Here is a 12,537-nt window from a genome sequence, read left to right on the forward strand (position 1 = left end):
AGGAAGCTACTCTCTTGTTTAACACTTGGTTCTTGATTTCATTTGCTGCGACAGTTGTGTCTGCCAGCTTCTGGCCTGTGATGCCACATTGGGTTTGGGCACCATTGATGCTGTTGTTACTGCTAGCATCAACAAAGTATAGCGTTTTCCGGAGTGCAAGAGGTCTAGCAACAGCATTGATACTAGTTATCTGCCTGGGGAATGCGATTGAAATACAAACGAGTCGCTTATTCCAATCAGGGCAGAATACTACCATAAATGCTTCGGTTGTTAGCCTTTTTAGTGAAAATAGCCACGGTTTTGAAAGCGTAATAGTAGCCAGATCAATTGGCGGCGAAAAATTAATCTTTCCTCAATTGATAAAATTGCGTTTGTTTACTCCTTTTAAGTTGACGCTCGGAGATGATGTCTATTTATCAGTCTCAATAAAACCAGTGTGGGGTAAACTCAATGAAGCAGGCTTTGATCTAGAAAAGTATTTGTTTAGCACCGGTGTGGTTGCCAATGCAACTTACAGAGCCGATACCAAATATCGAATTCACACCAATACCAATATGCGGTCTCATTGGTTTGAAAACCGTCTTGAAAGGTTAAGTGAGTTAGCAAATCAAGATCTCATTATGGCTTTGAGTTTTGGTTATCGAGACCTTATCCATCCTCAGCGTTGGGATTTGCTCAAAAGCAGTGGTTTGATTCACTTGATGGCTATCTCGGGGCTACATATTGGGATTGCCTTTGGTATCGGCTATCAAGTAGGAAAGATATTCAGGTTACTCTCACCTTCATTTCTTTGGTTTCCCACAATATTCGGGCTCGGCTTAGCCTATTTCTATAGTTGGTTTGCTGGATTCACGCTGCCAACTTTGAGAGCTTTAGTGATGTGTATTATCGCGAGCTATTTCTTGTGGCGTGGGCAAAATATCAGTGTGCTTCGGTATGTCGTCTTAAGCCTGTGCGTGGTTCTGCTGATTTGGCCGTTTTCAGCATTGTCGAGCAGCTTTTGGCTATCTTTTGGTGCGTTGGGTGCCGTTATTTATATCGCCTTGAATAGTCGGTCATCATCTTCAGACACCACTCTTATCGATCGAGTGCTGCAGCTCATCAAGATTCAACTGATGCTGACATTCCTTATTGCTCCCTTTTCGATACTGTTTTTCAAAGGGGTGAGTCTAGTCTCTGTTCTCTACAACTTGCTCCTTTTGCCTTGGGTATCAATGGTGACGATCCCGCTATTGTTTCTTGCGATGTTACTTAGCTTAATATTGGAGTCAGTGTCTGAGGTGATGAGTTTGACAGCGTTAAGCAATGGTTTTTCTGAACAGCTATGGATGTTGGTCGACTTGTCGCTTGATCCTCTCGTATTTAGCCTTCCTTTCTCTGAACGATTTTGGATTCAAGTTGATAATCACAGTATGGCGCTGTCTGTATTCCTCATCTTATTTTTCGGGTTCGTCAGTCGATATCTCAAACGAACACTATCAATATTGGTCATTGCAGTGTTTGTACTGTGGTGGGAATTCGGTAAGCAGCAAAACAAATTAACAATCGATATCTTGGATGTTGGGCATGGGTTGTCTTTAGTTTTGGAAAAGAACAATCAGGTCGTTGTTTACGATCTCGGCAACGTGTGGCAGGGAGGTTCGATTGTTGAATCCTTGTTGATTCCCACCCTGAATCAGAGAGGAGTTCATGAGGTGGAAGGTGTGATAGTGAGTCATTTCGATTCTGACCATGCTGGTGGCTATCCGGCGTTACTTGAAAACTACAATCCTAAGTGGATAAGAGCCAGTCAGAATATCAATCAACAAACACAATCGACTGTTCAAGTTCAGTCGAATATCCAAACATGTACTTTTGGAGAGGTGTGGAACTGGCAGGGTCTAGAGTTTGAGGTTTTATGGCCACCTCAAAGAGTAAAGAGGGCGTACAACCCACATTCGTGTGTGGTCAGGATTTTTGAGCCCAATTCTGAGTTCTCGATGTTGCTCACTGGTGATATTGAACGGGTAAGTGAGTGGCTACTTGCTCGTGAAGGTCGGCGGCTCAAGAGTGACGTGATGCTTGTCCCGCATCATGGTAGTAATTCGTCGTCGATTAAGCCATTTATTGAGGCAGTTTCACCTCAGTTAGCAATTGCTTCTTTGGCCAAAGGTAATCAGTGGGGAATGCCCAGTAAATCTGTGATTGAACGTTATCATGAAACGGGTAGTGCTTGGCTTGATACCGGAGAAAGCGGACAAATAACCATCACAATCAGTCAGGAAGGTTGGAAATATCATACGATTAGAGAACAACAAGGCAGGCAGTGGTATAGGCAGATGCTTCGTAAGGGAGTAGAATAGATAGATTATTGTGAGAAAATTAAGCGATTCTATGTCAACACAAACAGATGAAACTACCTGGGTCACATTTAAAAGACTTTGGACTTATATTCGACTGTATAAGGCCGGCCTTGGTGTTGCGGTTATTGCGCTTATTATAAATGCCGTCTCTGATACTTATATGATTTCTTTACTGAAGCCTCTGCTTGATGAAGGCTTTGGTAACGCTGAGTCAGACTTCCTACGTACACTTCCAATTATCATATTTGTTATGATGTTTGTTCGTGGCGTCAGTGGTTTTGTTTCAACCTATTGCCTCAGTTGGGTTTCTGGCAATGTGGTCATGGAAATTCGCCGTAAGATCTTTAGTCACTTTATGCACATGCCTGTTTCTTTCTTTGATAAAGAGCAGACGGGCGCACTGCTATCTCGAATTACTTACGATTCAGAACAAGTGTCAGCTGCGACCAGTAAAGCTTTGGTGAGTATCGTGCGTGAAGGTGCCAGCATCATTGGCTTGCTGACGCTAATGTTCTGGAATAGCTGGCAGTTGTCTTTAGTTCTATTTGCTGTCGCTCCTTTTGTTGCTTGGGCAATTAGTATTGTATCAAAGCGATTCAGAAAAATTTCTAAGAACATGCAAACCAGCATGGGACATGTTGCTTCTTCAGCAGAACAAATGCTGAAAGGTCATAAAGTTGTTCTAACTTACGGTGGTCAAGAGCTAGAAAGAGGACGTTTTGATACCGTTAGCAACCAGATGCGCCAACAAAGCATGAAGCTGGTAACGGCTCAAGCTGCCGCTAACCCAATTATTCAGATGATTGCCTCTATTGCGATTGTTGTTGTTCTTTATCTCGCGAGTGTTGATTCAATTAAAGCTGAGCTAACAGCAGGTACGTTTACAGTTGTTTTCTCCGCGATGTTTGGCTTACTGCGCCCCCTTAAAGCTTTAACCAATGTAACGTCTGAATTCCAACGCGGTATGGCAGCGAGTACGACCCTATTTGGTTTGATGGATCTAGATACGGAACAAAATAAAGGTACGTTGAAGCCTGAAACCGTAGCGGGTGAAGTCGAAGTAAAAGATGTGACATTTACTTACCAAGGTGCTGAGAAACCAGCGCTTGATAAGGTCAGTTTTAATATACCGAAGGGCAAGACCGTTGCTCTTGTCGGCCGATCAGGTTCGGGCAAGAGTACCATTGCGAACCTGTTTACTCGTTTTTATGACGTCGATTCGGGCTCTATCGAATTGGATGGACACGACATTCGTGATTACGAATTGAGAAACCTACGTGAGCACTTTGCGCTTGTTTCTCAAAATGTACACCTGTTTAACGATACGGTAGCCAACAACATTGCTTACGCAGCAGAAGCTAAATATTCTCGCGAACAAATCGAACACGCGGCTAAGCTTGCTCATGCTACTGAATTTATCGAAGGCATGGAAAACGGCATTGATACGATTGTTGGTGAGAATGGGGCAAGCCTATCTGGCGGCCAAAGACAACGTATCGCTATTGCAAGAGCGTTGTTAAGAGAGGCTCCAGTATTGATTCTTGATGAAGCCACATCGGCTTTGGATACTGAATCAGAGAGAGCGATCCAATCTGCGTTAGAAGAGCTGCAAAAGGACAAGACAGTATTGGTTATCGCACACCGACTCTCTACTATCGAACAAGCCGATGAGATCTTAGTGGTTGATGATGGTCGTATTGTAGAAAGAGGTGCACACGCGGAGCTAATCGCGCATGATGGCGCTTATGCACAACTGCACCGAATTCAGTTCAGCGGATAAGATTAGGCCTTGTTGTGATCGAAAAGATTTGGTTTAACAATCATCCGTTAAAATACCTTCTTTGGCCGCTACTATGGCCATTGAGTCTGCTTTTCAAAATGATCAGCGGTCAAAGACGTGACGCCTATCTATCCGGTAAAAAAGAGACCTACCGTCCGCCCTTACCAGTAATTGTTGTTGGTAATATTACCGCTGGTGGCAATGGTAAAACTCCGGTTGTGATTTGGTTAGTTGAGGTGCTTCAAGCTAACGGCTTTAAGCCTGGAGTGGTTTCTCGAGGTTATGGGGCAAAAGCGCCAAGCTACCCGTTAGTATTGGATGAAAACACGCCTGCTGAACATTCTGGCGATGAACCTCGTTTAATTCGAAAGCGAACCGGTGCGCCTGTCGCTGTCGATCCTGTGCGTGCAAACGCAGTAAAGGCTTTGTTGAGCGAAGGAGTTGATGTCATCATCACGGATGATGGCCTTCAGCATTATGCACTTGAACGTGATATTGAATTTGCGGTTATCGACGGTGCTAGACGCTTTGGTAGCGAATGCCTAATTCCTTTAGGCCCGTTAAGAGAGCCTATATCTCGTTTAGATGACGTAGACTTTTTGGTTAACAATGGCGGTAAAGTGCAAGGACGAGAGTTCTCTATGTCTTTGCTACCAAGCCAAGCCGTTAACCTAAAGACAGGTCAGAAAATATCGGTAGCAGAACTACAGAAGTTGGTGGCTTTTGCTGGTATTGGCCACCCACCACGCTTTTTTAAAACATTGGAAGATCTTGATGGTGATGTGGTTTTCACACAGGGCTTCGCCGACCATCAAGATTTTGATAAAGATGAACTTCATGCCTTAGCTAAGAAAGGCATGAATCTGATTATGACAGAAAAAGACGCTGTAAAATGCGAAGAATATGCTCAAGATAACTGGTGGTATCTTCCAGTTTCTGCGCAGTTTGATGAAGATTCGCAACAGCAAATTTTAAAAAAAATAAAAGAGGTTATGGAATACTATGGATCACCGTCTGCTTGAGATCGTTGCTTGCCCTGTATGTAAAGGTAAACTGACTTTTGACAAGGATAAGCAAGAGCTTGTTTGTAAAATTGATCGCCTTGCTTACCCAATTAAAGAGGGTATTCCTGTTCTTTTAGAACCTGAAGCTCGCACCGTTTCTATGGATGAGGGTAAGTAATGTCCTATACGGTTGTTATACCTGCGAGATACCAATCGAGCCGTTTACCTGGTAAGCCGCTTGCTGACATTGGTGGAAAGCCGATGATTCAATGGGTATACGAACAGTCAATGAAAGCGGGTGCCGATAACGTTATTATCGCTACCGACGACGCTCAAGTTGAAAAAGCGGCTAAAGCATTTGGCGCGACCGTTTGTATGACATCTCCGAATCATGAATCGGGTACTGAACGCCTAGCTGAAGTGATTGAAGTTATGAAGATTCCTGATGATCATATTATCGTGAATGTTCAAGGTGATGAGCCACTTATCCCACCAGCGATCATTAATCAGGTTGCTAACAATCTTGCGAACAGTACAGCTCCGATGGCAACACTCGGTGTGGAAATCACTCATGCTGATGAAGTGTTTAACCCTAATGCCGTTAAAGTTGTAACCGATAAAGACGGTTACGCCTTGTATTTCAGTCGAGCAACTATTCCTTGGGATCGCGATGCTTACGCGAACAACGGTACAGCAGCGGAATCTCCACTGCTTCGTCACATTGGCATCTACGCTTACCGTGCGGGTTTTATCAATACCTATATTAATTGGGAACCTAGTACTCTTGAGCGTATTGAGTGCCTAGAGCAATTACGAGTGCTTTGGTATGGTGAAAAAATCCATGTAGATGTTGCGGCTGAAGCACCAGCTGCTGGTGTTGATACGCCTGAAGACCTTGAAGCGGTTCGAGCTATTATTGGCTAAGCTTCTTTGAGCGACTACTTCTTTGCTCTACAAAAATGCAAAATCATGAGCCTTGCTTGTTGCGAGGCTTTTTTCTATCTATCGAAAAGTACGCTATCGAAAAGCGGATGCGTGTCTGATTGACCTAAGCAAACGGATATTGAGTCGGTTGCATTGGTTTATGCATCATCAACACGGAATTATCTGAGATTTACCTCGCTCGACTTTCAATTTTTCTCTATAATATGCCGCCTATAAAGTAGTGGCGAATCGCTAGTACAGAATAAAACTTACGACAAAACGTGGAGTAAAAGATGCCTTCTCAAAGCCCAGTGATTACGGTTGATGGACCAAGTGGTGCAGGTAAAGGTACCCTGTGTATGTTGCTAGCAGATAAGCTAGGCTTTCATCTTCTAGACTCAGGCGCGATCTATCGCGTATTGGCTTTAGCGGCAATTCACCATGGTGTGGATACTGAATCAGAAGATGCTTTAGTACCGCTTGCTACACACTTAGACGTGCAGTTTATTGCTGAAGGCGACTTAGTTAAGGTTATACTAGAAGGTGAAGATGTGTCTGGTGAACTTCGTAAAGAAGAGACGGGCATGGCGGCTTCAAAAGTTGCTGCTTTACCTCGCGTTCGTGAAGCACTGCTTCGTCGTCAACGTGCATTCAGCGCTGCGCCTGGCTTGGTTGCCGATGGCCGTGACATGGGAACGGTTGTGTTTCCTGAAGCTGAAGCGAAAATATTTTTAGATGCAAGTGCTGAAGAGCGTGCGAGTCGCCGCCTTAAACAGTTGCAACAGAAGGGGTTAGATGTTAAATTTGACGACCTTTTGAGCGAGATCCAAGAGCGAGACGACCGAGATCGTAATCGCCCAGTGGCGCCACTTCGCCCTGCAGAGGATGCTCTAGTGCTTGACTCCACCTCAATGAATATTGAGCAGGTAGTAGAAAAAGCACTACACTATATTGAATCGAAACTGGCTGGGTAATTTCGCTGAGCTAGTACGAACGTTGGTCGCAAGGATGATGACCGGCGAATTTATCAACCCCATGCGGTAGGATACCCATGGACGTTTAATTATTGAAGATTAAATAATGACTGAATCTTTTGCTCAACTCTTTGAAGAGTTTCTATCTGAAACTGAATTCCAACAAGGCAGCATCGTTAAAGGTACTGTAGTAGCTATCGAGAACGGTTTCGTTCTTGTAGACGCTGGTCTTAAGTCTGAATCTGCTATTCCTGCTGAACAATTCAAGAACGCTGCTGGCGAACTTGAAGTTGAAGTTGGTGCTGAAGTAGACGTAGCTCTAGACGCTGTTGAAGATGGTTTCGGTGAGACTCAACTTTCTCGTGAGAAAGCTAAGCGCCACGAAGCTTGGATCGTACTTGAGAAAGCTTGCGAAGAAGCTGAAACTGTTGTTGGTATCATCAACGGTAAAGTTAAAGGCGGTTTCACTGTTGAACTTAACGGTATCCGTGCTTTCCTTCCAGGTTCTCTAGTAGACGTACGTCCTATCCGTGACACTGCTCACCTAGAAAACAAAGAGCTAGAGTTCAAAGTAATCAAGCTAGACCAGAAGCGTAACAACGTTGTTGTTTCTCGTCGTGCTGTTATCGAATCTGAAAACAGTGTTGAGCGTGACGAACTTCTTGAAACTCTACAAGAAGGTACTGAAGTTAAAGGTATCGTTAAGAACCTTACTGACTACGGTGCATTCGTTGACCTTGGCGGTGTTGACGGTCTTCTACATATCACAGATATGGCTTGGAAGCGCGTTAAGCACCCATCAGAGATCGTTAACGTTGGTGACGAAATCCTAGTTAAAGTTCTTAAGTTCGATCGTGAGCGCACTCGTGTTTCACTAGGTCTTAAGCAACTAGGCGAAGATCCATGGGTAGCAATCGCTAAGCGTTACCCTGAAGGTCACAAGCTTTCTGGTCGTGTTACAAACCTAACTGACTACGGCTGCTTCGTTGAAATCGAAGAAGGCGTTGAAGGTCTAGTACACGTTTCTGAAATGGATTGGACTAACAAGAACATCCACCCTTCTAAAGTTGTTAATGTTGGCGACGAAGTTGAGGTTATGGTTCTTGATATCGACGAAGAACGTCGTCGTATCTCTCTAGGTCTGAAACAGTGTAAAGCTAACCCATGGCAGTCATTTGCAGAAATGCAAGCTAAGGGCGACAAAGTTACTGGTAAGATCAAGTCTATCACTGACTTTGGTATCTTCATCGGTCTAGAAGGCGGTATCGACGGTCTTGTACACCTATCTGACATTTCTTGGAACGCTGCCGGCGAAGACGCTGTACGTGAATACAAGAAAGGCGATGAAATCTCTGCTGTTGTTCTAGCAGTAGATGCAGAGCGTGAGCGTATTTCTCTTGGCGTTAAGCAAATGGAAAACGACCCGTTCAACGCATACGTTGCTGACAACAAGAAAGGTGTTCTTGTAAACGGTACTGTTACTGCAGTTGACGCGAAAGGCGCTACTATCGAGCTAATCGAAGGCGTTGAAGGTTACATCCGCGCTTCTGAAGTTTCTCGCGACCGTATCGAAGATGCATCTCTAATCCTAAGCGTTGGCGACAGCGTTGAAGCGAAGTTCACTGGTGTAGACCGTAAGAACCGCGTAATCAACCTATCTATCAAAGCTAAAGATGAAGCTGATGAGCAAGAAGCAATGGCTTCACTGAACAAGTCTGAAGAAGGCGCGTTCGGTAACGCAATGGCAGACGCATTCAAAGCTGCTAAAGGCGAATAATAGCTTCTCGTTAAGAGAATTATAGCTATATAGCCAAGAAAGGAGCCGTAAGGCTCCTTTTTTTTTGCTTATTTTTCCGATAGGTCTATAATTTCTAAAAAGAAAACCAACGAGGGTAACTATGACTAAGTCTGAATTGATTGAAAGACTATGCGCTGAGCAAACGCATCTTTCTGCAAAAGAAATTGAAGACGCTGTAAAAGACATTTTAGAGCACATGGCTTCAACACTAGAAAGTGGTGATCGAATCGAAATTCGCGGCTTTGGCAGTTTTTCTCTGCATTACCGTGAACCTCGTGTTGGACGTAATCCTAAAACTGGTGACAAGGTAGAGTTGGAAGGCAAATACGTTCCTCACTTCAAACCAGGTAAAGAGCTACGCGAACGAGTAAACTCAGGACTGTAGCCTACTTATCGGAATTAAGAAAAGCGGCATACTATAATGTATGCCGCTTTTTTATGACCATAATATGGTGGTCTGATTAGTAATTTTCCTGCATAATCGTACAGCTAACTAACCAATGAGTGATGAACTATGAAAATTATAAAAATAGTCGCCGTTATCGCACTTTTCCTAATTGCACTGGCTTTAGGCTCTCAAAACCAAACAACTGTGAATTTCAACTATCTGCTAGCGCAAGGTGACTTCCACCTATCAAGTTTACTAGGCGTTGTATTCGTTTCAGGCTTTGCCCTTGCTTGGTTAGTCTTTGGCAATATGCACATGCGGTCTCAGCTAAAAATTCATCGCTTGAAGAAGCAACTCAATAAGCAATCAAAGCAGGTCGCTGCTGATACTAAAGCTTAAAGGCTATATTTGATGTTAGAGTTACTGTTCTTACTTTTGCCTATCGCAGCCGCTTATGGTTGGTATATGGGTAATCGTAATGCTCAGCAAGAAAAACAAAAACAATCACACCAGATCTCCCGTCAATACGTGACGGGTTTGAACCTATTACTATCAGACCAATCTGACAAAGCGGTTGATCATTTTATTGAGCTACTTCAAGTAGACAATGAGACCATCGACACTCACTTAGCCTTGGGCAACTTGTTCCGCTCAAGAGGCGAAGTCGACCGCGCTATTCGAATTCACCAAAATCTTATCTCTCGTTCGGGGCTTACTCTCGACCAGAAAAATCTCGCACTGCAACAATTAGCTAAAGACTACATGGTCTCTGGTTTTCTTGATCGCGCCGAAAAAATCTTTGAACAGCTTGTAGAAGAACCCGACCACAAAGAGGGGGCTTTGCAGCAGTTAGTTGCTATTTATCAGCAAACTCGAGAGTGGAATAAGGCTATCCATTACGGAAATATCCTCGTTAAGCTTGGTAAGAAGAAAATGAAAATGCGTGCGACAGTAGCGCATTTTTGGTGTGAACTTGCGATGCAGGAGCAAGCTGATGGCAATCGCTCTAAAGCACTTCAGCACTTCAAGAAGGCGCTTTCTGAAGATCCTAAATGTGTTCGTGCAAGTATTGCTTTAGGTAAGTTCCACTTAGCGAATGAAGATTACCAAAAGACAATTGATTGTCTGGAGTCGGTACTCGAACAAGATATCGATTTTATCAGTGAGGTGTTGCCAACTCTTGCTGAGTGTTACCACAAACTTGGACAAGAAGCTCAACTGGTCGAGTTCCTGAAAGCGTGTATACAGAAGAAAGCCGGTGTATCTGCCGAACTGATGCTGGCGCAATTGGTTGCTCACCATGAAGATGTAGGCTCTGCGCAAGAGCTACTGACCAAGCAGCTTGTTAAAAACCCAACCATGAAAGGTTTTTATCGATTAATTGATTACCACCTAGCGGAAGCTGAAGAAGGTCGAGCGAAAGACAGCTTAACCACACTTCAGTCTATGGTTGGTGAACAACTTAAGGTTAAGCCCCATTATCGTTGTCGTCAGTGTGGTTTCTCAACACATTCAATGTATTGGCACTGCCCTTCATGTAAGGGGTGGGGAACGATCAAGCCTATTCGTGGGCTTGATGGTGAATAGATTTGTGGTCATTTTAAGACCAAATTATTAATTGCAGCTTTCGGGCTGCATTTTTATGACTGTTATTTATCACCTGCTTTGGTGATTGAAATTTTTAGAAAGTTAACTGCGTTAGGAGATGAAATGAACGACCAAAAAATCATTGTAGCTTTGGATTATGACAACCAAGCGGATGCGTTAGCCTTTGTTGATCGTATTGATCCAGCATCTTGCCGCCTAAAAGTGGGCAAAGAGATGTTTACTCTGTTTGGCCCTGAATTTGTTCGTGAATTGCATAAGCGTGGTTTCTCAGTATTTTTAGACCTTAAGTTTCACGATATCCCGAACACATGTTCAAAGGCAGTCCGCGCTGCCGCTGAACTAGGTGTATGGATGGTGAACGTACACGCAAGTGGCGGTGAGCGCATGATGACGGCTTCTCGCGAAATCTTAGAACCGTATGATAAAGATCGCCCGTTGCTAATCGGCGTAACTGTCCTAACCAGTATGGAGCAATCTGACTTAGCGGGTATTGGCTTGGATCTTGAACCACAGCAGCAAGTGATGCGCTTAGCTTCTCTAACGAAGAACTCTGGCTTAGACGGTGTTGTATGCTCTGCACAAGAGGCTTCATTGCTTAAAGGCGCACTTGGTCAGGAGTTCAAACTAGTGACTCCAGGTATTCGTCCTGTAGGCGCTGATGTTGGTGACCAGAAGCGTATCATGACCCCTTCTAAAGCGATTGAATCGGGGTCAGACTACCTTGTTATTGGTCGTCCTATTACTAAAGCTATTGACCCAGCGGCTGTACTTGCAGAGATCAACGGTACGCTAGCTTAAGTTTATATTTAGCTCGAGATATAAATAACAAAGGCCAGCATATTGCTGGCCTTAATTGTCTTGTCCGGATTAGTCTAAACTGGAATGAATTCTCTGCACAGAGTTTAAACTGGAGCACCACTATGGAATTTGAAGTCACTGTCTTCTGAAGTGATAAGTTCCGCTTCTACTTGCGCAAAATGAGCAATACGCTCTGAAATATCTTTACCTGCGATCTGTTCTGCTAGCTCAAGGTAATCTTGGTAGTGGCGAGCTTCTGAGCGAAGTAGAGACACGTAAAATTTCTCCATGTCTTCTTCCAAGAAAGGAGCCAATTTAGCGAATCGTTCACAAGAGCGAGCTTCAATAAACGCGCCGATGATAAGCTTATCAACCAGAGCATCAGGCTCGTAAGTCTTAACTTGTTTGATCAAGCCTTTAGCATAACGACCCGCCTCGATTGGCTGGTAAGTTACGCCTTTCTTCTCCATCAACTCCATGACTTGGTAGAAGTGATGCAGCTCTTCTTTGATCAGCAGTACCATCTTATCGATCAGATCAGCACCGTAATTACAGCCTTCTTTCGCTGTGATTTGCTTGGATACGTTGCTTTTACCACGCAGAGACTCTAAGTCTCCGATACGACGGTAAGCAAATTGCTCGTATGGCAAAATCCATTCATTCAGTTGTTTCGCACTTTCTTTATCAACTGCGTACTTGCGGATAAGGAACAAGGCACTCTGTGCTGCTTTAAGTTCACACAGCATGTGATCGCGTAGAATGATGTGCAGATTTTCAGGCTTTTTGGCTTCATCTATCCATGAATCTGGCGTTTCTGCTTTCAGAAAAGAGTGGATTGGAGCGAGTAGTTCTTGATACATGGTCAGGGAAAGTTTGTTGATAATGCGGGGATTTTATCACAGCTCAAGAGATCTCCCTATA

The 12,537-nt window shown here is 43.9% G+C and carries 12 protein-coding genes; 11 read left to right on the forward strand and 1 reads right to left on the reverse strand.

Features of this window, described 5'->3' with window-relative positions; all coding sequences use genetic code 11:
- Positions 1–14: 14 nt before the first annotated feature.
- The 11 genes from ACED45_RS01515 (at position 15) to pyrF (ending at position 11,616) form a co-directional block, all read left to right on the forward strand.
- Positions 15–2,342: a DNA internalization-related competence protein ComEC/Rec2 gene (locus ACED45_RS01515; RefSeq protein WP_371713201.1), complete on the forward strand. Its 2,328-nt coding sequence runs from the start codon at positions 15–17 to the stop codon at positions 2,340–2,342.
- Between the two features lie 31 nt (positions 2,343–2,373).
- Positions 2,374–4,122 carry a lipid A ABC transporter ATP-binding protein/permease MsbA gene (gene msbA / locus ACED45_RS01520; protein WP_004736248.1) on the forward strand — a complete coding sequence of 583 codons (1,749 nt, stop codon included), beginning with the start codon at positions 2,374–2,376 and terminating at the stop codon, positions 4,120–4,122.
- A 14-nt stretch (positions 4,123–4,136) separates the two neighbouring features.
- Complete coding sequence (gene lpxK / locus ACED45_RS01525) at positions 4,137–5,144, forward strand: tetraacyldisaccharide 4'-kinase (RefSeq protein WP_371713202.1); 1,008 nt, start codon at positions 4,137–4,139, stop codon at positions 5,142–5,144.
- Positions 5,125–5,304 (forward strand): Trm112 family protein, encoded by a 180-nt coding sequence (locus tag ACED45_RS01530; RefSeq protein ID WP_004736429.1) that lies wholly within the window; start codon positions 5,125–5,127, stop codon positions 5,302–5,304. Before lpxK ends, ACED45_RS01530 begins: the two co-directional genes overlap by 20 nt.
- On the forward strand, positions 5,304–6,050 hold the full coding sequence (gene kdsB / locus ACED45_RS01535; protein ID WP_371713203.1) for a 3-deoxy-manno-octulosonate cytidylyltransferase: 747 nt from the start codon (positions 5,304–5,306) through the stop codon (positions 6,048–6,050). Before ACED45_RS01530 ends, kdsB begins: the two co-directional genes overlap by 1 nt.
- Positions 6,051–6,343: 293 nt before the next feature.
- Complete coding sequence (gene cmk / locus ACED45_RS01540) at positions 6,344–7,024, forward strand: (d)CMP kinase (RefSeq protein WP_017060237.1); 681 nt, start codon at positions 6,344–6,346, stop codon at positions 7,022–7,024.
- A 106-nt stretch (positions 7,025–7,130) separates the two neighbouring features.
- Entirely contained in the window at positions 7,131–8,801 is a 1,671-nt protein-coding gene (gene rpsA / locus ACED45_RS01545) for a 30S ribosomal protein S1 (RefSeq protein WP_371713204.1), read from the forward strand.
- Between the two features lie 121 nt (positions 8,802–8,922).
- A complete protein-coding gene (gene ihfB / locus ACED45_RS01550) occupies positions 8,923–9,207 on the forward strand; it encodes an integration host factor subunit beta (protein ID WP_010439923.1) in 285 nt (94 codons plus the stop codon).
- A 129-nt stretch (positions 9,208–9,336) separates the two neighbouring features.
- On the forward strand, positions 9,337–9,609 hold the full coding sequence (locus ACED45_RS01555) for a LapA family protein (protein ID WP_017066774.1): 273 nt from the start codon (positions 9,337–9,339) through the stop codon (positions 9,607–9,609).
- A gap of 12 nt (positions 9,610–9,621) precedes the next feature.
- Positions 9,622–10,797 carry a lipopolysaccharide assembly protein LapB gene (gene lapB, locus ACED45_RS01560; RefSeq protein ID WP_016769333.1) on the forward strand — a complete coding sequence of 392 codons (1,176 nt, stop codon included), beginning with the start codon at positions 9,622–9,624 and terminating at the stop codon, positions 10,795–10,797.
- A 123-nt stretch (positions 10,798–10,920) separates the two neighbouring features.
- Positions 10,921–11,616: an orotidine-5'-phosphate decarboxylase gene (pyrF, locus tag ACED45_RS01565; protein WP_371713205.1), complete on the forward strand. Its 696-nt coding sequence runs from the start codon at positions 10,921–10,923 to the stop codon at positions 11,614–11,616.
- A 104-nt stretch (positions 11,617–11,720) separates the two neighbouring features.
- Here pyrF and miaE read toward each other — a convergent pair whose 3' ends face one another.
- A complete protein-coding gene (gene miaE / locus ACED45_RS01570; RefSeq protein ID WP_048658293.1) occupies positions 11,721–12,476 on the reverse strand; it encodes a tRNA isopentenyl-2-thiomethyl-A-37 hydroxylase MiaE in 756 nt (251 codons plus the stop codon).
- Between the last annotated feature and the right edge of the window lie 61 nt (positions 12,477–12,537).

The organism is Vibrio crassostreae (assembly GCF_041439375.1).
In the GTDB taxonomy this organism is placed as follows: Bacteria; Pseudomonadota; Gammaproteobacteria; order Enterobacterales; family Vibrionaceae; genus Vibrio; species Vibrio crassostreae_D.